The sequence below is a fragment of the Kitasatospora sp. NPDC029367 genome, assembly GCF_055569135.1.
Window position 1 is genome coordinate 89,765 of record NZ_JBVHYH010000011.1, and the last position, 21,532, is coordinate 111,296.

Here is a 21,532-nt window from a genome sequence, read left to right on the forward strand (position 1 = left end):
CTGGCGGCAGTACGTGACGAAGGCCCGGAACCCCACGGTTCCGGGCCTTCGGGCCGTTCGGGGGCGGTGCGTCAGCGTCCGGGTGGCGCTTGTCGCTCGTCCGGGTGGCGGCACGTCGGGAAGTGGTCGCCCAGTGTAGTCGATCACCTACGCTGTGCCGGTTGCCTGCTGCCGAGCCTTGTGGAGTCACGGTGCTGACCGTCCCGGACCGAGCCGATCTGCCGACCCCCGTCCCGCGCCGGAGCGACCGGGCCGTCGCCCCGGCCGCAGTTCCGGCCGCCGTCCCGGCCGCCGCCCGGACCGGCCGCCGCCTGCGGCGACGGGGCGCGCTGCTGGCGCTGCTCGCCGCCGTTCCGGTGCCGCTGTCGGCGCTCGGTGCGGCCGGCCCGGCGGAGGCGCAGCGCCGGGTCGTCGGGGGCGCCACCGTGAGCACCGCCGACCACCCGTGGATCGTGGCGCTGGCCAGCCGCCAGCAGTTCGGCAGCGGGCGCTCCGGCCAGTTCTGCGGGGGCGCGCTGGTCACCCCGACCAAGGTGGTGACGGCCGCGCACTGCTTCTACGACGAGGCCAAGGGCCGGGTCGACCGCCCGGGGCTCAAGGTGATCGTCGGCCGGGACGACATGCGCGGCTCGGCCGGCCACGAGGTGGCCGTCCAGCGGATCTGGATCCACCCCGACTACAACTTCGCCGCGAACATGAACGACGTCGCGGTGCTCACCCTGGACACGTCGCAGGGCTCCCGGCCGGTGGTCGAGCTGGTCGGCCAGGGCGAGAGCGCGCCGTACGCGGCCGGGACGGCGGCGCAGGTCTACGGCTGGGGCGACACCAGCGGGCGCGGCGACTACTCGCCGGTGCTGCGCCGGGTGGACGTGCCGATCGTCGCCGACCAGACCTGCGCCCACGCCTACCCGGGCGGGCCGGAGGGCAAGTTCGACGCCCGCGGGATGGTCTGCGCGGGGGAGGAGAAGGGTGGCAAGGACGCCTGCCAGGGCGACAGCGGCGGCCCGCTGATCGTGGCCGGCCGACTGGTCGGGCTGGTCTCCTGGGGGACGGGCTGCGCCGAGGCGGCCCACCCCGGGGTCTACACCAGGGTGTCCTCGGTCACGGACGCGGTGCGCTCCGCGCTCTGATCATCGCCGAGGGTGATGGGGCGGTGACGTTCTGACGCCGTTTCGGCCGGGGCCGGGGCGCCCCGTGGTCCGGGCGGCGGCGAACGAGGGGGAACGGTCGGGAGAACAGCGAAGCCGGGTGGTCGGCCCCCGAAGGGGTCGACCACCCGGCTCCCCGGTCGCGCGCGGTGCGCGGCCGGACACAGCTCGACGCTGGCTGCTGATGGTGGCGCCTGGGATCAGCGCTCCTCGTCGGTGGCCGCCGCGGTGGTGCCGGTGCTGAGACGGCCGCTCTCGTCCTGTATCTCCACGGCGATCTTCTTGAGCTCGGGCTCGAACTTCCGGCCGTGGTGGGCGCAGAAGAGCAGCTCTCCGCCGCTGGCGAGTACGACGCGCAGGTAGGCCTGGGCGCCGCATCGGTCGCAGCGGTCAGCCGCGGTGAGCGGGCTCGCAGGTGTCAGAACAGTAGTCACGTCGCCTCTTCTCTAGCTCGACGAGCTGTCGTACCAGGGTCAACATCCAACCAGGCCGAAAACGTTCCCGCTCGTGGCTTTTCTTCTCTGAGGATTCTGCTGTGTTGATGAGGAGGTGCCCCGGGCGTCGGTGGTTCATGCGTGCCGAATCCCGGGATCCGCCCTGCGCTCGAACGTCCGATCGGGACGGGGTTCGAGGTCCGCGTAGCATAATCCTCTGCCGGGTTGGAGCATAAGCCCCGTCCCGGGCCCGGGTAGCCTGCATAACGGCAGTTCCGGAGCCTGTGCCGGACCCCACGATCCGCCAGGACCGGTGGTACCGGGAGGAGATGGCGCCCCCGGGACCCACGCCCGGGCGCGATCCTTGTTCGCGCAGCGCGTACAAGCTGCGCGGGGCCGGCCCGCCGTGCTGTGCACCCGTCGCAGGGGCGCGAGCACACAGAGCGACGACTGTCGGTGCGGCGTGCTGCACTGGCGGTTGGTCCGGATGCGTCCGGATGTGACCGATGAGACAGAACTTCACCGAGGAGAGTGCCGCGTGAGTGCCGAAACGACCGTGCCGTCCGCGCTGCTGGCCGGCGACGACGGTTCCAACTACACCGCGCGGCACCTGCTCGTCCTGGAGGGCCTGGAGGCCGTCCGCAAGCGACCCGGCATGTACATCGGCTCCACCGACAGCCGCGGCCTGATGCACTGCCTCTGGGAGATCATCGACAACTCGGTGGACGAGGCGCTGGGCGGCTACTGCGACCGGATCGAGGTGCTGCTGCACCCGGACTCCTCGGTGGAGGTCCGCGACAACGGCCGCGGCATCCCGGTGGACGTCGAGCCCAAGACCGGGCTGTCCGGCGTCGAGGTCGTGATGACCAAGCTGCACGCAGGCGGCAAGTTCGGCGGCGGCTCGTACGCGGCCTCCGGCGGTCTGCACGGCGTCGGCGCCTCGGTCGTCAACGCGCTCTCCGCGCGGCTGGACGTCGAGGTCGACCGCGGCGGCCACACCCACGCGATCAGCTTCCGCCGCGGTACTCCCGGCATCTTCACCGAGGCCAGCCCGGACGCGCCCTTCGAGCCCGCCAACGGCACCACCAGGACCCGCAAGGTGCCCAAGACCCGCACCGGCACCCGGATCCGCTACTGGGCCGACCGGCAGATCTTCCTCAAGGACGCCAAGCTCTCCCTGGAGAACCTGCACAACCGCGCCCGGCAGACGGCCTTCCTCGTCCCCGGCCTGACCATCGTCGTGCGTGACGAGCGGCTCACCGAGAGCGAGCAGGTCGAGGAGTCGGTCTTCCACTACGACGGCGGCATCGCCGAGTTCTGCGAGTTCCTGGCCCCCGACAAGCCGGTCAGCGACGTGGTGCGCCTGCAGGGCGAGGGCACCTTCAAGGAGACCGTGCCGGTCCTGGACGAGCTCGGCCACATGACCCCCACCGAGGTGACCCGCCACCTCGGCGTGGACATCGCGCTGCGCTGGGGCACCGGCTACGACACCACCCTGCGCTCCTTCGTCAACATCATCGCCACCCCCAAGGGCGGCACCCACGTCACCGGGTTCGAGCGCTCGCTGGCCAAGACCGTCAACGAGGCGCTGCGCGGCGCCAAGCTGCTGCGCGTCGCCGAGGACGACATCACCAAGGACGACGCCACCGAGGGCCTCACCGCCGTGGTCACCGTCCGGCTCGCCGAGCCGCAGTTCGAGGGCCAGACCAAGGAGGTGCTCGGCACCTCGGCGGCCAACCGGATCGTCGCGGCCGTCGTCGCCAAGGAGCTCAAGGCCTTCCTCACCTCGGCCAAGAAGGACCAGAAGCAGCAGGCCCGGGCCGTGCTGGAGAAGGTCGTCGCCGCCGCCCGCACCCGGGTCGCCGCCCGGCAGCACAAGGAGGCCCAGCGCCGCAAGACCGCGCTGGAGACCAGTTCGCTGCCCGCCAAGCTGGCCGACTGCCGCAGCGACGACGTCGACCGCAGCGAACTGTTCATCGTCGAGGGCGACTCCGCCCTCGGCACCGCCAAGCTCGCCCGCAACTCCGAGTTCCAGGCGCTGCTGCCGATCCGCGGCAAGATCCTCAACGTGCAGAAGGCCTCGGTGAGCGACATGCTCAAGAACGCCGAGTGCGCCGCGATCATCCAGGTGATAGGGGCCGGCTCGGGCCGCACCTTCGACATCGACCAGGCCCGGTACGGCCGGGTGATCTTCATGGCCGACGCCGACGTCGACGGCTCGCACATCCGCACCCTGCTGCTGACCCTCTTCCACCGCTACATGCGGCCGATGGTCGAGCAGGGCCGGGTCTTCGCCGCCGTCCCGCCGCTGCACCGGATCGAGCTCACCAACCCCAAGCGCGGCCAGGAGAAGTACCACTACACCTACTCCGACGCCGAGCTGCGCTCCACCCTGCTGGAGTTCCAGCGCAAGGGGCAGCGGTGGAAGGAGCCGGTGCAGCGGTACAAGGGTCTGGGCGAGATGGACGCCGACCAGCTGGCCGAGACCACCATGGACCCGCGCCACCGCACCCTGCGCCGGATCAACCTGGGCGACCTGGAGCAGGCCGAGAAGATCTTCGACCTGCTGATGGGCAACGACGTCGCCCCGCGCAAGGAGTTCATCGTGGACTCGGCGGCCACTCTGGACCGCTCGCGCATCGACGCCTGACGCGGCCGGACGACGGGGGCCCTCCACCCACGGGTGGAGGGCCCCCGCACCGTCGGTTCCACCCGGGGTCCACCCCGGCTCCGATCAGCGGGGAGCGCCGGATCCGTAGCGTCGGAGAGGTCAGCAACACGCCTCTCCCGGGACGGAGAATCCGATGGGATCCCTCGCCAACCTCCTCGTGATCGCCGCGGTGGTGGTTCTGGTCGTCGGACGCCAGATGCGCGTCCAGCGACTGGACACCGAACGCCGCTTCTGGCTGCTCCCGCTGGTCCTGGGCGTGCTCGCGCTGCGCGACCCGCAGGTCATCGACCACCAGCACACCGTGCTGTCGGGCGTCCTGCTCGCCGCCGGGCTGGTCACCACCCTCGCGATGGGGACGGTCTGGGGCTGGACCGTCCGGATCTGGCGGGCCGCCGACGGCAACGTCATGGTCAAGGGCACCAAGGCCACCCTGGCCGCCTGGGGCGGCATGATCGTCGTCCGGATCGGCCTGTACGCGGCCGGCTCGGCCCTGGGCGTCCACCAGGCGGGCAGCTCGCTGATGCTCGGCATGGCGGTCCTGCTGCTGGTCCGCTCGCTCGTGGTCAACTGGAGGGCCCGGTCGCTGGAGCCCGCGCGGGCCACCGCCGTACTGAACTGATCCGCCGCCGTGAGCACCGAGGAGGCAGTCTTGCCCGGGTGGTACTGGACCCGCTGGCAGTCCCGGGAGGGGCTGGAGCGCGAGGCCGAGAGCCGACCGCGGCGGGTCCTCACCCTGTTCGGCCGGGTCGTCCTGGTGGTCGTCATCGGCTGGGGGACCTTCTCCGGCGGCAAGTACGCCGGCTGGGCGGTGGCGGCCGCGGCGGCCGGGCTGGTCGCGGCCGTCGCCCTCTGCGCGGTGTACCTGCGGGCCACCCGGGAACAGCACCCGGCGGCCTCCTATCTGCTGAGCGCGGCCCTGATCGGCGCCGGCTGGCTCGCCAACCGGGGACTGGCCTACACGCTGGCCGACTTCCTCTGGATCGGGCTGGCCGTCACAGCCCTGATCCGGCTGCCGCCCGCGCCCGCACTGCTCACCGCGGCGGCCGCGCTGGCCTCGTACACGGCGGCCTCCCCGGCGAGTTGGCTCAGCGTGGCCGCCACCGTCGGGGGTTCGCTGCTGGTCGGCTTCCTGCTGCGGCTGGACATCGAGGCCCGCGGCACCGCCCGTCGGCTGCTGGTCCAGGAGCGCGCCGTGCGGGCCGCCGAGGCGGAGAGCGCGGCGCTCGCCGAACGGGCCCGGATCGCCCGGGAGATCCACGACGTGCTGGCCCACAGCCTCTCCGCGCAGCTGGTCCACCTGGAGGCGGCCCGGCTGATGCTGGACGCCGGCGCGGACCGCGCGCAGGTCCGTGAACGGGTCGTGGCCGCCCGGCGGATGGCCCAGGACGGGCTGGTCGAGACCCGGCAGGCGCTGTCGGCGCTGCGCGGGGAGCTCACCCCGGTCGGGGAGTTCCTGGTGGAGCTGGCCGAGCGCGAGCGGGCCGCGCTCACCGTGACCGGGACGCCCCGGCCGCTGGCCGCCGAGGCCGGGCTGGCGGTGCGGCGTACGGCACAGGAGGCGGTGACCAACGTCCGCAAGCACGCGCCGGGCGCCCGCTGCTCGGTCGAACTGCGCTACCTGGACGGCGTGGTGGAGCTGGAGGTACGCAACACCCGGGCACCGCGCGGCCAGTCGACGGGTGAGCTGTCCGACGGTGAGCTGGCCGACGGTGAACTGGCCGAGAGCGGCAGCGGGTACGGTCTGCTGGGGATGCGCGAACGCGCGGAACTGCTCGGCGGCGCCCTGCTGGCGGGTCCGGAGGACGGAGGGTGGCGGGTGTTGCTGCGGGTGCCGGCATGAACGGCGGGGCCATCAGGGTGCTGGTGGCGGACGACCAGACGGTGGTGCGCGAGGGCATCGTGATGCTGCTGGGCCTGCTGCCCGGCATCGAGGTGGTCGGCGCGGCGGCGGACGGGGAGGAGGCCGTCACCCTGGTGGAGCGGCACCACCCGGACGTGGTGCTGATGGATCTGCGGATGCCGCGGATGGACGGCGTCGAGGCGACCCGGCGGATCCGGGCCGCCCACCCGGGGACCGAGGTCGTGGTGCTCACCACCTACGCCGACGACGAGTCGCTGTTCCCGGCGCTGCAGGCCGGGGCGCGCGGCTACCTCACCAAGGACGCCGGGGGCGAGCAGATCGCCAAGGCCATCGCGGACGTCCGCGCGGGTGCGGCCGGACTCTCCCCGCAGGTCCAACTCCGTCTGCTGGAGCGGCTTTCGGAGGGCCCGGCGAAGTCCGCGACGCCGAGCGCGCCGAGCCCGGAGCGGTCGGCCGCCAGGGGCGGCGAGCTGCCGGACGGGTTGACGGTGCGGGAGGCCGAGGTGCTCGCGCTGATCGCCGAGGGGCTCTCCAACGCGGAGATCGCCCAGCGGCTGTTCGTCAGCCAGGCGACGGTGAAGACGCACATCAACAACCTGTTCGCCAAGACCGCGGTGCGGGACCGCGCGCAGGCGGTCGCGTACGCCTTCCGGCACGGAATCACCGGTACGCAGCAGTAGTCGGATGAGTGTCCGTCAGATGATCGATCACCTCATTGAGTGAACGTATCTGCGATGGTCAGGGACGGTGTCCGGCGGGCTCCATGATGGTTCGGGTCAGAACGCCCGGCCCGCGCCCAGGAGCAGCAGTGCCACAGCAGCAGACCAGCAGTCCCGGCCAGGGGCAGCGATTCGACTGGTGGGCCGCTCCGGCGGCCGCCGCCACTGCGTCCGAGCCGACTGCCGCCCCCCGCCGAACGGCCGTACCGGGCCAGCCGGTTCCCACCCGTCCGGCCGCCGCCCGGTCGGCCGCCGCGCCCGAGCCGGTGGCCGCGCCGCCCGCCCCGCCCCGCGCCGCGCGGCCGGTCGCGCCACCCGCCGTACCGCCGCTGGTACCGGCCGTGGCCGCGCCGTCGGCCCCGCCCGTGGTGCCGCAGGCGCCGGCAGTGGCCGTGAGCACCACCGACAGCACCGAGGTCTACCGGAGCGTCCAGGCCAGTGCGGCCTTCCAGGACATCCGCCGCAGCTACCGCTCGTTCGTCTTCCCGACCAGCGGCGCCTTCCTCGGCTGGTACCTGATGTACGTCGCCGCCGAGGCCGCCGCGCCCGGCGTGATGCGCAGCCCGGTGGCCGGCCCGCTCAACGTGGCCTGGGTGCTGGGCCTGCTCCAGTTCGCTTCTACCTTCCTGCTCACCTGGCTCTACGCCCGCAACGCCCGGACCAAGCGCGACCGCGCCGCCCTGGGCCTGCGCTGGGACACCCAGGACCAGCTGCGATGACCGCCACCACCGGCGTGCTGACCACCGCCACCCCGCCCCCCGTCGCCCCGGCCGGTCAGCACCACGGCCTGGCGATCGTGCTGTTCGCCGTGATCGTCCTGGTCACCCTGGGGATCACCCTCTGGGTCGGCCGCCAGGGCAGCGCCGCCGAGGACTTCTACGCCGGCGGACGCGACTTCACCCCGCTGCAGAACGGCTTCGCGCTCTCCGGCGACTACCTGTCCGCCGCCTCCTTCCTCGGCGTCGCCGGGCTGATCGCCCTGTACGGCTACGACGGCGTGCTCTACAGCATCGGCTTCCTGGTCGCCTGGCTGGTCGTGCTGATGCTGGTCGCCGAACTCGTCCGCAACGCGGGCCGGTACACCCTCGCCGACGTGCTCGCGCTGCGGCTGCGCCGCCGCCGGGTACGGGCGGCGGCCGGTGGCGCCAGCGTCGTGGTCACCCTGCTCTACCTGGTCGCCCAGATGGTCGGCGCGGGCTCGCTGGTCGCCCTGCTGCTCGGTACCAACAGCGCTCAGGCCCGGACCTGGACGATCATCGCGGTCGGCGCGCTGATGATCGTCTACGTCACCATCGGCGGGATGCGGGCCACCACCTGGATCCAGATCGTCAAGGCCTTCCTGCTGATCGCCGGATCGGTGCTGCTCACCGTGCTGCTGGTGGTCCGCTTCCACGGCGACCTGTTCGAGCTGATGCGCCAGGCCGCCCGGCACAGCGGCGCCGGTCAGCGCTACCTCGAACCCGGGCTCAAGTACGGCGCCACCTTCACCAGCCGGCTGGACTTCTTCAGCCTGGGACTGGCCCTGGTGCTCGGCACCGCCGGGCTGCCGCACATCCTGTCCCGCTTCTACACGGTGCCCACCGCACGGGCCGCCCGCCGCTCCACGATGTGGGCGATCGGCCTGGTCGGCGGCTTCTACCTGATGGCCATCGCGCTCGGCCTGGGCGCCACCGCGCTGGTCGGCTCCGCGGAGGTGCGGCACGCCAACGCGGCCGGGAACACCGCCGTCCCGCTGCTCGCCCTGGTGCTCGGCGGCGGCAACGGCAGCACCGGCGGGGTGGTGCTGTTCGCGCTGATCTCGGCGATCGCCTTCGCCACCATCCTCGCCGTGGTCGCCGGGCTGACCCTGGCCTCCTCCGCTGCCTTCGCCCACGACATCTGGGCCGGTGCCTGGCGGAACCGGCCGGGCCGGCGCGGCACGGAGCGCACCGCGGAGAAGCCGAGCGAGCAGCAGGAGGTGGTGGTGGCCCGGTTCGCGGCCGGCGGGATCGGCGCGGCGGCGATCGTGATCAGCCTCTACGCCCAGCAGCTGAACGTCGCCTTCCTGGTCGGCCTGGCCTTCGCGGTGGCCGCCTCCTCGAATCTGCCGGTGCTGCTGTACAGCCTGTTCTGGTCGCGGTTCACCGCCCGGGGGGCGGTCTGGTCGGTGTACGGCGGGCTCGTTCCGGCGATCGTGCTGGTGTTCTTCTCGCCGGTGGTCTCCGGATCGAAGGTGGCGCTGTTCCCCGGTGTCGACTTCCACTGGTTCCCGCTGGAGAACCCCGGGATCGTCTCCATCCCGCTCGGCTTCCTGGCGGGCTGGATCGGGACGCTCACCTCTCCCGAACCGGCGGACCCGGACCGCTTCGCCGAGCTGGAGGTGCGGGCCCTCACCGGTGCGGGGGCGGCGTAGCCGCCGTGACCAGAGGGAACCCCGGCGGACCTGGGCCCGCCGGGGTTCCGCCGTTCCCGGGCCGGTCGGGGGTCCGTCGTTTGCCAAGCCCTTGGAGGCGCCCCGGTGCGGTCAGGCCCGGACGGCCAGCCCGTAGCGGTGCTCGGGGCGGCCGGTGTCGCCGTAGCGCAGGGTCAGCCGCAGCCGGCTGTCCCGTTCCAGCTGCTTGAGGTAGCGCTGGGCGGTCGAGCGGCTCAGCCCGGTGGCGTCCGCGACCTCCTGGGCGGACAGCGGCCGCCCCGCCCGGCGCAGGACGCCCAGCACCAGGTCGGTGGTGGGCGCCGAGTGGCCCTTCGGCAGCGTCCCGGCGGGCGCGGCGGCGCTGCGCAGGGTGGCGAACAGCCGGTCCACCTCGTCCTGGCCGGCCTCCCGGGCCGGGGCGGCCAGCGCGTGCCGCAGCTGGGCGTAGGAGACCAGCTTGTCCCGCAGCCCGGCGAAGGTGAACGGCTTGACCAGGTACTGCAGGGCGCCGTGCTGCATCGCGGCGTGCACGGTGGAGACGTCCCGGGCGGCGGTCACCATCATCACGTCGCAGGCCACCTGGCGGTCCCGCAGCCGGCGGACCAGCGCCAGGCCGGTCTCGTCCGGCAGGTGGTGGTCGAGCAGCAGGAGGTCCACCGGGCGGCGCTCCAGCGCGGCCAGGGCCTCCCCGGCCGAGTGGGCGGTGCCGGTGACCCGAAAGCCCGGCACCTTGGCCACGTAGGCGGCGTGCACGTCCGCGACCCGGAAGTCGTCGTCCACCACGAGTACGTCGATCATCAGGCCTCCACGAGCTGAGTGGTGAGCAGGGCCTCGGGCAGCTCGACGGTGAACCGGGCGCCGCCGAGCGGGCCGGTGTCGAGCACGATCCGGCCGCCGGTCCGTTCGACCAGCCGCCGCACCATCGCCAGGCCCAGCCCGCGCGGACGGTGCGCGGGCGCGTCCTTGCTGGTCCACCCCTCCTCGAAGACCTGCTCGCGCAGTTCCTCCGGCACGCCCGGGCCGCTGTCCGCGACCTGGAGCAGCAGGGTGGAGCCGGCCGCCGCCAGCGTCACCTCCAGCCGCCCGCCCCCGCCGGGCACCAGGGCGTCCACCGCGTTGTCGATCAGGTTGCCGAGCACCGTCACCAGCGCCCGGGCGTCCACCACCGCGTCCGGCAGGTGCGCCGCCGGGGCGAGCACCAGCCGCACCCCGCGTTCGCCGGCCACCGCCGTCTTGCCCGCCAGCAGCGCAGCCACGTGCGGGTCCTGCACCTGTTCGGCGATCCGTGCGGCGACCACGGCGTGCGAACCGGACTGCTCCGAGATGAAGGCCATCGCCTGCTCGTGGCGGCTGAGTTCGAGCAGGCCGAGCAGGGTGTGCATCCGGTTGGCGTGCTCGTGGTCCTGGGCGCGCAGCGCCTCGGTGAGGCTGCGGGTGGTGTCCAGCTCCCGGACCAGCGACTCCAGCTCGGTGCGGTCGCGCAGCGTCACCACGGCGCCCTCGGCGGTGGTCGTCCGGTTCACCACCAGCACCCGGTCGTCCCGGACGGCCGGCAGGTCGGTGCCGGTGATCCGCCCGGTCAGTACGTCGGCCAGCCGGCCCGGCGGCAGCACCGCGGCGATCGGGTGGCCGGTGCAGTCCTCGGGCAGGTCGAGCAGCCGCAGGGCCTCGTCGTTGGCCAGCCGGATCCGGCCCCGTTCGTCCAGCGCGACCAGGCCCTCGCGGATGCCGTGCAGCATCGCCTCGCGCTCGACCAGCAGGGCGGAGATGTCGGCCAGCGCGATGTTGTGGGTGCGGCGCTTGAGCCGGCGGGCCAGGACCAGGGTGGCGACGGTGCCGGCGCTCAGGCCGGCGGCGGCGCACAGCAGGATGCCGGTGAGCATCTTGAGCAGCCGGCGGCGGATCGAGTCGTCGCTGATGCCGACCGACACCTCGCCGACGATCCGGCCGTCCGCCGTCCGCAGCGGCACCTTGCCGCGGGCGGTGCGGCCCAGGGTGCCCTGCTGGATCGCGGTGACGCTGCGGCCGGCCAGCGCCGGCTCCGGGTCGGTGCTGACCCGCTGGCCGATCCGGCCCGGGTCGGTGTGCGAGAGGCGGATGCCGTCCAGGTCGGTGACCACGACGAAGCTGGCGCCGGTGGCGAGCCGGATCTGCTCGGCGTTGCGCTGCGCGGTGACGACGTCGCGGGTGTCGGCGGCCCGGGCGATGGCCTCGTCGGTGGCGGTGGCCTGGGCGATGGACAGCGCCCGCTGCATGGCGTCGTGGTCCAGTTCGCTGCTGACCGGGGCCAGGAACAGCCCGGCGGTCAGGGCGGTGACGCCGACGGTGACGACGGTCTGGCTCAGCAGGAGCTGGGCGAAGACCCGGCGGGGCCAGTGGGGGAGCTTCATCCGGGCCTCCTCTCGGCGGCTGGGTGTGACGGGGCCCGCGGACACGGGGGCGGGGTCCGGCAGGGGCGCGGTCGGGACACCTTATGTTTCCGACGTGTTTCTGTCAGCCACGTCCCCGCAGTTGTAGCGGAAGCAAAAGGAGCAGAACACCCCTCAATGCGGAGAAGTCGCACTACGCGGAGAAGGCTCCCGTCGGGGCCGGGCCCGCTCCTACCTTTCCGGGGCAAGCACTGACCCGGGAGGAATGAATGACCGATACCCCGGCGATCGAGCTGACCGGCGCGACGAAACGCTTCCGCACCCCCTCCGGTGCGCTGCACACCGCCGTCCGTGATCTCGATCTGACCGTCGCCCAGGGCGAGTTCGTCGCCGTCGTCGGCCCCACCGGCTGCGGCAAGTCCACCACGCTGACCCTGGTCAGCGGCCTGGAGGAGCCCACCGAGGGCGAGGTCCGGGTGTACGGCGAGCCCGTGCGCGGGATCGACCCCCAGGTCGGGTTCGTCTTCCAGCAGGACGCCGTCTTCCCCTGGCGCACCGTGCTGTCCAACGTGATGGCCGGGCCGCGCTTCCGCGGCGTGCCCGCCGCCGAGGCGAAGGAGCGGGCCCGGGACTGGCTGGGCCGGGTGGGCCTGGCCGCCTTCGAGGACCGCTACCCGCACCAGCTGTCCGGCGGCATGCGCAAGCGCGTCGCGCTCGCCCAGACCTTCGTCAACGACCCGGCCATCCTGCTGATGGACGAGCCGTTCTCGGCGCTGGACGTGCAGACCCGCGCCCTGATGTCCGACCAGCTGCTGGAGCTGTGGGCCGGTACGGGCTCCTCGGTCGTGTTCGTCACCCACGACCTGGACGAGGCCATCGCGCTCGCCGACCGGGTCGTCGTGATGACGGCCGGCCCGGCCACCGTCAAGGAGGTCTTCACCGTCGACCTGCCACGACCGCGCACCGTGGAGGCCGTCCGGCTGGAACCGAGGTTCGTCGAGCTGTACCGCGAGATCTGGGCCTCGCTCGGCGAAGAGGTGCGCATCACCCGGGAGAGAGGAGCGGGTCGTGCCGCTTGAGACCGCGTCCGAGACCGCTTCGACCGCCGCCGGGACGCCCCCGGCCGCCACCACCAGGACCGAGGCCCGCGAACGGGCCGCCCGCAACCGGAAGTTGACCGTCTACGCGGCCAGGATCGGGGTGCTGGTCGCCTTCCTCGGCCTGTGGGAGGTGTGCGCCCGCACCGAGGTCATCGACCCGTTCAACTTCTCGCAGCCGTCCAGGATCTGGGACCAGATCTGGCAGTGGACCACCCACGGCACCGCCCAGGGCTCGCTCGGCGAGCAGATCGGCTACACCCTGTACGAGGCCCTCACCGGCTGGGTGATCGGCGTGGTCGGCGGTGTGCTGCTGGGCATCGCGCTCGGCCGGATCCGCTTCCTGGCCGACGTGTTCGGGCCGTACATCAAGGTCCTCAACGCCATCCCGCGGATCGTGCTCGCCCCGATCTTCCTGATCTGGTTCGGCCTCGGCCCGGCCTCCAAGGTCGCCTCCGCGGTGGTCCTGGTGTTCTTCCCGGTGTTCTTCAACGCCTTCCAGGGCGCCCGCGAGGTCGACCGCAACCTGGTCGCCAACGCCCGCATCCTGGGCGCCGACAACCGCAAGGTCACCCTCCAGGTGGTCATCCCCGCCGCCACCACCTGGATCTTCACCAGCCTCCACGTCAGCTTCGGCTTCGCGCTGATCGGCGCGATCGTCGGCGAGTACATCGGCGCCACCAAGGGCCTCGGCCTGCTGGTCGCCGCCGCCCAGGGCACCTTCAACGCGGCCGGGGTGTACGCCGCCATGACCATCCTCGCCGTCGTCGCGCTGCTCACCGAGGGGCTGCTGACCTTCGCCGAGAAGCGGCTCTTCCGCTGGAAGCCCGCCGACGCGGGCGACGGCCGCTGAACTCCCCCCGCCCGTACGTACCGAGAGGTTCCCCCACGATGCGCAGATCCGTTGCCGCCGCCCTCGCCGCTGCCGCCCTGCTGCTCCCGCTCACCGCCTGTGCCAACGACGCCGCCACCTCCGCCCACGGCGCCGCCCCGGCCGGGCAGCAGGTCGACGGCCCCAAGGTCAAGATCATGGTCGGCGGCCTGGACAAGGTCATCTACCTGCCCGCGATGCTCGCCCAGCGGCTCGGCTACTTCGCCGAGGCCGGTGTCAACGTCGAACTGCTCACCGAACCGGCCGGCGTCAACGCCACCACCGCACTGCTGGCCGGCGACGTCCAGGGCGCCGTCGGCTTCTACGACCACACCATCGACCTCCAGGCCAAGGGCAAGCACGTCGAGTCCGTGGTCCAGTTCGCCCAGGCCTCCGGTGAGGTCGAACTGGTCTCCACCAAGCAGGCCGATGCCATCAGGTCCGGCGCCGACTTCAAGGGCAGGAAGCTCGGCGTCACCAGCATCGGCTCCTCCACCGACTTCCTCACCAAGTACCTCGCGGTCAAGAACGGTGCCTCCGTCAGCGACTTCAGCCCGATCGCGGTCGGCGCCGGCCAGACCTTCATCGCCGCCCTCCAGCAGGGCAGCATCGACGCCGGGATGACCACCGACCCGACCGTCGCCACCGTCCTGGACAAGGGCCTCGGCAAGATCCTCTACGACATGCGCACCCCCGAGGGCTCGCGCCAGGCACTCGGCGGGCTCTACCCGTCCTCCTCGCTCTACATGAGCACCGAGTGGGTCGAGAAGAACAAGGACACCACCCAGAAGCTCACCAACGCCTTCGTGAAGACCCTCAAGTGGATGTCCACCCACAGCCCCGAGGAGATCGCCGCGAAGATGCCCGCCGACTACGCGCAGGGCGGCGCCGAGCAGTACGCGGCGGCCATCAAGTCCACCCTGCCGATGTTCACCACCGACGGGGTGATGCCCGCCGACGGGCCCAGGACCGTGCTCGCGGTGCTCGCCGCCTTCCACCCGGACGTCAAGGGCAAGGAGGGGACGATCGACCTGTCCAGGACGTACACCACGGAGTTCGTCGGCAAGGCGGCCGGCTGATCCCACCGCCCGCGGCGGTCCCGCGCCCACCCCCACGGGCGCGGGGCCGCCGTGCTGCTCAGATCCCCCGTACGGAGAGCACGTCCATCCGCGACGGCGTCCCCGCCGCCTTGCCGCAGCTCTCCGGACGCGCCGGTTCGCTCACCGACTCGATCACGTCCACCTCCCAGGCCCGGCCGTCCCGGTGGATCACCCCCACCAGCCAGCGGCCCGGGCCGTCCGGCCGCTGCGTCACGGTCAGCGCGTCCACCCCGGTCTCGCCGATCGCCAGCCGCACCGCGTGCTCGGCCGCCTGGCCCGGCCGCTCCCAGCCCGAGCAGCCCCGCGACCACTCCGGCACCATGTGCCCGGCCGCCGTCGCGGCCAGCACCTCCTTGGCGCTCTCCGGCGTCAGCCGCCCGTACGCGTAGCCGTACGGCAGCACCAGCATCGTGGGGGCGAAGCGGTGCCCGCCCAGGTGGGTGACCTCCCACACCTCGCTGTGCCCGGCCGCCGCCAGCTCCGCCGCCAGCGGACGGCCCAGCAACGCGCAGCAGCGGTCCCGGCGTCCGTTGGTGCACACCAGCGCCAGCGGGCCGCCGACGTGCTCCAGCCCGAAACCCTTGTGGTCACCGACGCCCAGCGCCGCGAAGTCCAGCTCCAGCAGCTCCGCCGGATCCGCCACCTGCGCCCGGCGCACCCAGCCCCGGCCCGGCACCGCGTGCGCCACCACCACCTCGTGCCGCGCCGTCGGCAGGCAGTCCGCGTGCCGGCCGGGCCGCCGGATCAGGGCGACCCGTACGCCGGTACCCGCGGCGGCGGCCTCCAGCGCGCGGCCGACCGCCCCGTCCAGGTGGCTCTCGCCCAGGGCCTTCGCGCCCCAGGGGCCGTTCTGCTCCAACAGCAGCCAGGTGGTCGCCACCGCCGCCGTCGCGGTCAACGGCTCCGAAAGTTCACGCGAGAGGGTCGCACAGGTGCTCACCCGGGCAAGGCTACCCCCGGCGGCGGCCCGGCCCGGGGGTCGCGGAGCGCCCGCGACCAGGCCCGGAGCCCTCCCACCCGAGGGCGGGACGGCCGCGGACACGCCGGAGGGCGGGGCGCCCGCAGGCACCCCGCCCTCCGCTCCCGTCAGCACGGGGGTCGGCACGGAGTCGGCACGGGGCCGGCACGGGGCCGGCACGGGGCCGGCCGTCATGCCGGGCCGGCCACCACCGTGATCGGCGCCGTCACCGGGGTGCCCGAACCGTCCCGGCGCGGGTCCCGCTCCGGCAGGTCGACCGGCACGCCCTTGGCACCGGCGGCCCGGGCCGGGGCGGCACCCGCCCAGGCGAACACCAGGCCGTCCTCGCCGCGCAGGAAGCGCTGGCAGCGCACACCGCCGGTCGCCCGGCCCTTGCGCGGGTACTGCTCGAACGGGGTGACCTTCCAGGACGTCTGCTCTTCACCCGACAGCGTGCCCGAGGCGCCCGCCACCGAGACCACCACCGCGTCCGCACCCGGGTCCACCGCCGTGAACGACAGCACCCGGGCGCCGTCCGACAGCTTGATGCCCGCCATGCCGCCCGCCGGACGGCCCTGCGGACGGACCTGCCCCGCCGGGTAGCGCAGCAGCTGGGCGTCCGAGGTGATGAAGACCAGGTCCTCCTCGCCGGTGCGCAGTTCGACCGCGCCCACCAGCTCGTCGCCGTCCTTGAGGGCGATCACCTCGAACTCGTCCTTGTTCGCCGGCCACTCCGGCACCACCCGCTTCACCACACCCTGCACCGTGCCCAGCGCCAGCCCCGGCGAGGACTCGTCCAGCGTGGTCAGCGCCAGCACCCGCTCGCCCGCCTCCAGCCGCAGGAACTCCTCCACCGCGGCCCCGCCCGCCAGCGTCGGCGAGGGCATCGGCGGCAGCGCCGGCAGGTCGATCACCGGCAGCCGCAGCACCCGGCCCGCGGACGTCACCACACCCACGTCCGCCCGCGCCGTGGCCGGCACCGCCGACACGATCACGTCGTGCTTCGCCCGCTTCTCCGACAGCTCGAACGGCTCGCCGTCCGCCGTCCGCGCCAGCAGCCCCGTCGAGGACAGCAGCACCCGGCACGGGTCGTCCGCCACCTCCAGCGGCACCGTCAGCGCCGCCGACGGAGCCGCCCCCGCCTCCAGCAGCACCGTGCGCCGCTCCGTCCCGAACTGCTTGGACACCGCGCCCAGTTCGGACGACACCACGCTGCGCAGCCGGGGATCCGACTCCAGGATCTCGGTCAGCTCCGCGATCTCCGCGTTCAGCTTCTCCTTCTCCTGCTCCAGCTCCACCCGGTCGAACCTGGTCAGCCGGCGCAGCGGGGTGTCCAGGATGTAGCCGGTCTGCGTCTCCGACAGAGAGAAGCGCTCCATCAGGCGCTCCTTCGCCTGCTGGGCGTTGTCACTCGACCGGATGACCGCGATGACCTCGTCGATGTCCACCAGGGCCACCAGCAGGCCCTCGACCAGGTGCAGCCGCTCCTCCCGCTTGCGGCGGCGGAAGTCGCTGCGCCGGCGCACCACCGTGAAGCGGTGGTCGACGTAGACCTCCAGCAGCTCCTTGAGGCCCAGCGTCAGCGGCTGCCCGTCCACCAGCGCCACGTTGTTGATGCCGAAGGTCTCCTCCAACGGCGTCAGCTTGTAGAGCTGCTCCAGCAGCGCCTCCGGCACGAAGCCGTTCTTCACCTCGATCACCAGCCGCAGCCCGTGCTCGCGGTCGGTCAGGTCCTTGACGTCCGCGATGCCCTGCAGCTTCTTCGCGTTGACCAGGTCCTTGATCTTCGAGATGACCTTCTCCGGGCCGACGTTGTACGGCAGCTCGGTCACCACGATGCCCTTGCGGCGCGCCGTGACGTTCTCGATCGTCGTGGTGGCCCGGATCCTGAACGTGCCGCGGCCCGACTCGTAGGCGTCCCGGATGCCCGACAGGCCCACGATCCGCCCGCCCGTCGGCAGGTCCGGACCGGGCACGAACCGCATCAGCGTGTCCAGGTCCGCGCTCGGGTGCTTGATCAGGTGCCGGGCCGCCGCCACCACCTCGGACAGGTTGTGCGGCGGCATGTTCGTCGCCATGCCCACCGCGATGCCGGTCGCGCCGTTCACCAGCAGGTTCGGGAACGCGGCCGGCAGCGCCAGCGGCTCCTGCTCGCTGCCGTCGTAGTTCGGCCCGAAGTCGACGGTGTCCTCGTGGATCGACTCCACCATCGCCATCGAGGCCGCCGTCAGCCGCGACTCGGTGTACCGCATCGCCGCCGGCGGGTCGTCGTTGCCCAGCGAACCGAAGTTGCCGTGCCCGTCGATCAGCGGCAGCCGCATCGAGAACGGCTGCGCCATGCGCACCACCGAGTCGTAGATCGACTGGTCGCCGTGCGGGTGCAGCCGGCCCATCACCTCGCCCACCACGCGCGCGCACTTGACGTGCGCCCGGTCCGGACGCAGGCCCATCTCGTTGGCCTGGTACAGGATCCGGCGGTGCACCGGCTTGAGACCGTCCCGCGCGTCGGGCAGCGCACGCGAGTAGATCACCGAGTAGGCGTACTCCAGGAAGGAGCCCTGCATCTCGTCCACGACGTCGACGTCGAGGATCCGCTCCTCGAAGTCTCCGGGCGGCGGGGTCTGCGAACTGCGGCGGGCCATCGCGGCGGGGCTCCCTTACGTGTCGCTGGCTGTGTCGTCGGCCGGACGTCGGCCGTCCGGTCCGGTCACCGGACGGGCTTCGCCGCCCCGGCTCCCTGATTCACCGTCCTGCCGCCGCGACCCGTCAACCGGGTGCGACCGACAGGGCACGGCGCCCCCATTGTGGACCCTCGCGCCGACACTCCCGGTCAGCGGCCCTCTTCCGCCCCTGGCGAACGCCGCTTCCGCGCGGACACAAACACGCCCCCCACGCGTTGCACCACAATGGGGGACGCCACACGAACCCCGACATCGACGACGGGAAGGACCCGAGCGCATGGCCAACCCGGCCCCCGCCTCCAGCCGAGGCATCGCCATCACCGAGCACCGCCTGGCCAACGGCCTGCGCGTCGTCCTCTCCGAGGACCGCCTCACCCCGGTCGCCGCGGTCTGCCTCTGGTACGACGTCGGCTCCCGCCACGAGGTCAAGGGCCGCACCGGCCTCGCCCACCTCTTCGAGCACCTGATGTTCCAGGGCTCCGCCAACGTCTCCAACAACGGGCACTTCGAGCTCGTCCAGGGCGCCGGCGGCTCGCTCAACGGCACCACCAGCTTCGAGCGCACCAACTACTACGAGACCATGCCCGCCCACCAGCTGGAGCTCGCCCTCTGGCTGGAGGCCGACCGGATGGGCTCGCTGCTCGCCGCCCTCGACGAGACGTCCATGGAGAACCAGCGCGCCGTCGTCAAGAACGAGCGCCGCCAGCGCTACGACAACGTCCCGTACGGCACCGCCTTCGAGAAGCTCACCGCGCTCTCCTACCCCGAGGGCCACCCGTACCACCACACCCCGATCGGCTCCATGGCCGACCTCGACGCCGCCACCCTGGAGGACGCCCGCGCGTTCTTCCGCACCTACTACGCGCCCAACAACGCGGTGCTCTCCGTGGTCGGCGACATCGACCCGGAGCAGACCATCGCCTGGGTCGAGAAGTACTTCGGCTCCATCCCCGCGCACGACGGCAAGCAGCCCCCGCGCTCCGGCGAACTCCCCGACACCATCGGCCGCGAACTGCGCCAGGAACTCGCCGAGGACGTCCCCTCCCGCGCCCTGATGGCCGCCTACCGCCTGCCGCACGACGGCACCCGCGAGGCCGACGCCGCCGACCTCGCGCTCACCATCCTCGGCAGCGGCGAGTCCAGCCGCCTCTACAACCGGCTCGTCCGCCGCGACCGCACCGCCGTCGCCGCCGGCTTCGGCCTGCTGCGCCTCGCCGGCGCCCCCAGCCTCGGCTGGCTCGACGTCAAGACCTCCGGCGACGCCACCATCGCCCAGATCGACGCCGCCGTCGACGAGGAGCTCGCCCGATTCGCCGCCGAGGGCCCCACCCCCGAGGAACTCGAGCGCGCCCAGGCCCAGATCGAGCGCGAGTGGCTCGACCGGCTCACCACCGTCGCCGGCCGCGCCGACGAACTCTGCCGCTACGCCGTCCTGTTCGGCGACCCCAAGCTGCTGAACGACGCCCTCCCCAAGGTCCTCGACGTCACCGCCGAAGAGGTCCAGGCCGTCGCCAAGGCCCGGCTCCACCCCGACAACCGGGCCGTCCTCGTCTACGAGCCGACCGCGACCGCCGCCGACGACGCTTCCGACGCCGCTTCCGAAGAGGAGGGTGCCGCCGTATGAGCACCGACTACGTCCCCGCGATGACCTTCCACCCCCAGCCCCAGCCCGGCACCCCCGGCCCCTGGGCCTTCCCCGCCCCCGAGCGGACCGCCCTCGGCAACGGCATCACCGTGCTGCACTGCCACCGGCCCGGCCAGCAGCTGGTCGCCGTCGAGGTCCTCCTCGACGCCCCGCTCGCCGCCGAGCCCGAGGGCCTCGACGGCGTCGCCGCCATCCTCGCCCGCGCCCTCAACGAGGGCACCGACACCCTCACCGCCGAGGAGTTCGCCGGCGAGCTGGAGCGCGCCGGGGCCACCCTCGACGCCCACGCCGACCACCCCTGCATCCGGGTCGCCCTCGAAGTCCCCGCCTCCCGGCTCCAGCGCGGCCTCACCCTGCTCTCCGACGCCCTGCGCGCCCCCGCCCTCCCGGCCGAGGAGATCGAGCGCCTCGTCGCCAACCGCCTCGACGAGATCGTCCACGAGCAGGCCAACCCCGCCCGGCGCGCCGCCAAGGCCCTCTACGCCGAGCTCTTCGAGGCCGCGGACCGCCTCTCCCGGCCCCGCAGCGGCACCGCCGACACCGTCAAGTCGATCGACCGCGCGGCCGTCAAGGCCTTCTACGACGCCCACGTGCGCCCCGCCACCACCACCGTCGTGGTGGTCGGCGACCTCACCGGCGTCGACCTCCCCGCCCTGCTGGAGAGCACCCTCGGCACCTGGACCGGCACCGCGGCGGAGCCCTCCACCCACGCCCCGGTCACCGGGGACGACCGCGGCCGCGTCCTCATCGTCGACCGCCCCGGCTCCGTCCAGACCCAGCTGCTGATCGGCCGGATCGGCCCCGACCGCCACGACCCGGTCTGGGCCGCCCAGATCCTCGGCACCTACTGCCTCGGCGGCACCCTCACCTCCCGCCTCGACCGCGTCCTGCGCGAGGAGAAGGGCTACACCTACGGCGTCCGGGCCTTCGCCCAGCCGCTGCGCTCCGCCGCCGACGGCAGCGGGCGCTCGCTGCTCGCCATCAGCGGCTCGGTGGACACCGCCTCCACCGCCCCCGCGCTCGCCGACACCTGGACCATCCTGCGCACCCTCGCCGCCGAGGGCCTCACCGACGCCGAGCGCGACGAGGCCGTGCAGTTCCTGGTCGGCGTCGCGCCGCTCAAGTACGAGACCGCGGGCTCGGTCGCCGGCACCCTGGCCGACCAGGTCGAGCAGTACCTCCCCGACGACTACCAGGCCGAGGTCTACCGGCAGCTGGCCGAACTGCCCACCGCAGCGGCCACCGAGGCCGTGGTCGCGGCCTTCCCGCCGGACCGCCTGGTCACCGTCCTGGTCGGCGACGCCGCCGCGATCGAGGCGGACGTGCGGGCGCTCGGGATCGGCGAGGTCACCGTCGTCAGCTGACGCCTTCCGCTGTCCCCTCCGGCCCGGTGGAGCGCCTTCGCTCCGCCGGGCCGGACGCGTTCTTAAATCCGTTGCGGGCCCGGCCCGTTCCGTGGATAGATGTTCCCCGACGCACAACACGTGCGAACTGCGAGCAGCGAAGGGAGGCGGTCACCATGCGGGTCGAGCAAGCCATACGACGGCGCTCCCCGAGGCCGTATCTCCCCTGCTCCGCCCTGGCCG

At 73.0% G+C, this 21,532-nt stretch carries 17 protein-coding genes; 12 read left to right on the forward strand and 5 right to left on the reverse strand.

Features of this window, described 5'->3' with window-relative positions:
* Nucleotides 1–191: 191 nt before the first annotated feature.
* The gene (locus tag ACZ4W5_RS09060; RefSeq protein WP_465653681.1) at nucleotides 192–1,130 is read left to right on the forward strand and encodes a S1 family peptidase; all 939 of its coding nucleotides are present in this window, start codon (nucleotides 192–194) and stop codon (nucleotides 1,128–1,130) included.
* A gap of 218 nt (nucleotides 1,131–1,348) precedes the next feature.
* Here the strand turns inward: ACZ4W5_RS09060 and ACZ4W5_RS09065 are convergent, their stop codons facing one another.
* On the reverse strand, nucleotides 1,349–1,582 hold the full coding sequence (locus tag ACZ4W5_RS09065) for a DUF7455 domain-containing protein (protein ID WP_360237563.1): 234 nt from the start codon (nucleotides 1,580–1,582) through the stop codon (nucleotides 1,349–1,351).
* 538 nt (nucleotides 1,583–2,120) lie between these two features.
* On the opposite strand from ACZ4W5_RS09065, the gene ACZ4W5_RS09070 reads away from it, so the two are divergent.
* From ACZ4W5_RS09070 to ACZ4W5_RS09095, 6 genes are all read left to right on the forward strand, one after another.
* The gene (locus ACZ4W5_RS09070) at nucleotides 2,121–4,232 is read left to right on the forward strand and encodes a DNA gyrase/topoisomerase IV subunit B (protein ID WP_360237565.1); all 2,112 of its coding nucleotides are present in this window, start codon (nucleotides 2,121–2,123) and stop codon (nucleotides 4,230–4,232) included.
* A 154-nt stretch (nucleotides 4,233–4,386) separates the two neighbouring features.
* Nucleotides 4,387–4,872 carry a DUF1453 domain-containing protein gene (locus ACZ4W5_RS09075; RefSeq protein WP_402489655.1) on the forward strand — a complete coding sequence of 162 codons (486 nt, stop codon included), beginning with the start codon at nucleotides 4,387–4,389 and terminating at the stop codon, nucleotides 4,870–4,872.
* A 30-nt stretch (nucleotides 4,873–4,902) separates the two neighbouring features.
* The gene (locus ACZ4W5_RS09080) at nucleotides 4,903–6,093 is read left to right on the forward strand and encodes a sensor histidine kinase (RefSeq protein WP_465653682.1); all 1,191 of its coding nucleotides are present in this window, start codon (nucleotides 4,903–4,905) and stop codon (nucleotides 6,091–6,093) included.
* Complete coding sequence (locus ACZ4W5_RS09085; protein WP_465653683.1) at nucleotides 6,090–6,794, forward strand: response regulator transcription factor; 705 nt, start codon at nucleotides 6,090–6,092, stop codon at nucleotides 6,792–6,794. Before ACZ4W5_RS09080 ends, ACZ4W5_RS09085 begins: the two co-directional genes overlap by 4 nt.
* 128 nt (nucleotides 6,795–6,922) lie before the next feature.
* Nucleotides 6,923–7,552, forward strand: a complete 630-nt coding sequence (locus ACZ4W5_RS09090) for a DUF485 domain-containing protein (RefSeq protein WP_465653684.1) — start codon at nucleotides 6,923–6,925, stop codon at nucleotides 7,550–7,552.
* The gene (locus ACZ4W5_RS09095; protein WP_360237575.1) at nucleotides 7,549–9,225 is read left to right on the forward strand and encodes a solute symporter family protein; all 1,677 of its coding nucleotides are present in this window, start codon (nucleotides 7,549–7,551) and stop codon (nucleotides 9,223–9,225) included. The genes ACZ4W5_RS09090 and ACZ4W5_RS09095 overlap by 4 nt, the downstream gene beginning before the upstream one ends.
* A 111-nt stretch (nucleotides 9,226–9,336) precedes the next feature.
* On the opposite strand, the gene ACZ4W5_RS09100 is transcribed toward ACZ4W5_RS09095, so the two are convergent.
* Together ACZ4W5_RS09100 and ACZ4W5_RS09105 are read right to left on the reverse strand one after the other, a co-directional pair.
* A complete protein-coding gene (locus tag ACZ4W5_RS09100; RefSeq protein ID WP_360237578.1) occupies nucleotides 9,337–10,023 on the reverse strand; it encodes a response regulator in 687 nt (228 codons plus the stop codon).
* Nucleotides 10,023–11,615, reverse strand: coding sequence for an ATP-binding protein (locus tag ACZ4W5_RS09105; protein WP_465653685.1), 1,593 nt, complete (start codon nucleotides 11,613–11,615; stop codon nucleotides 10,023–10,025). Before ACZ4W5_RS09105 ends, ACZ4W5_RS09100 begins: the two co-directional genes overlap by 1 nt.
* Nucleotides 11,616–11,863: 248 nt before the next feature.
* Here ACZ4W5_RS09105 and ACZ4W5_RS09110 point away from each other — a divergent pair, with 248 nt between their 5' ends.
* Genes ACZ4W5_RS09110 through ACZ4W5_RS09120 form a run of 3 tightly spaced genes read left to right on the forward strand, consistent with a single transcriptional unit; the run spans nucleotide 11,864 to nucleotide 14,641 of the window.
* Entirely contained in the window at nucleotides 11,864–12,673 is an 810-nt protein-coding gene (locus tag ACZ4W5_RS09110) for an ABC transporter ATP-binding protein (RefSeq protein ID WP_465653686.1), read from the forward strand.
* Nucleotides 12,663–13,544, forward strand: a complete 882-nt coding sequence (locus tag ACZ4W5_RS09115) for an ABC transporter permease (protein ID WP_360237584.1) — start codon at nucleotides 12,663–12,665, stop codon at nucleotides 13,542–13,544. The genes ACZ4W5_RS09110 and ACZ4W5_RS09115 overlap by 11 nt, the downstream gene beginning before the upstream one ends.
* 38 nt (nucleotides 13,545–13,582) lie before the next feature.
* On the forward strand, nucleotides 13,583–14,641 hold the full coding sequence (locus ACZ4W5_RS09120) for an ABC transporter substrate-binding protein (protein WP_465653687.1): 1,059 nt from the start codon (nucleotides 13,583–13,585) through the stop codon (nucleotides 14,639–14,641).
* A 58-nt stretch (nucleotides 14,642–14,699) separates the two neighbouring features.
* Here ACZ4W5_RS09120 and ACZ4W5_RS09125 read toward each other — a convergent pair whose 3' ends face one another.
* Entirely contained in the window at nucleotides 14,700–15,602 is a 903-nt protein-coding gene (locus ACZ4W5_RS09125) for a sucrase ferredoxin (protein ID WP_465653688.1), read from the reverse strand.
* Between the two features lie 209 nt (nucleotides 15,603–15,811).
* Nucleotides 15,812–18,262 (reverse strand): DNA gyrase/topoisomerase IV subunit A, encoded by a 2,451-nt coding sequence (locus tag ACZ4W5_RS09130; RefSeq protein ID WP_465653689.1) that lies wholly within the window; start codon nucleotides 18,260–18,262, stop codon nucleotides 15,812–15,814.
* 316 nt (nucleotides 18,263–18,578) lie between these two features.
* Here ACZ4W5_RS09130 and ACZ4W5_RS09135 point away from each other — a divergent pair, with 316 nt between their 5' ends.
* Entirely contained in the window at nucleotides 18,579–19,925 is a 1,347-nt protein-coding gene (locus ACZ4W5_RS09135) for a M16 family metallopeptidase (protein ID WP_360237592.1), read from the forward strand.
* Nucleotides 19,922–21,310 carry a M16 family metallopeptidase gene (locus tag ACZ4W5_RS09140; RefSeq protein WP_360237594.1) on the forward strand — a complete coding sequence of 463 codons (1,389 nt, stop codon included), beginning with the start codon at nucleotides 19,922–19,924 and terminating at the stop codon, nucleotides 21,308–21,310. The genes ACZ4W5_RS09135 and ACZ4W5_RS09140 overlap by 4 nt, the downstream gene beginning before the upstream one ends.
* The last annotated feature ends 222 nt before the right edge of the window (nucleotides 21,311–21,532 follow it).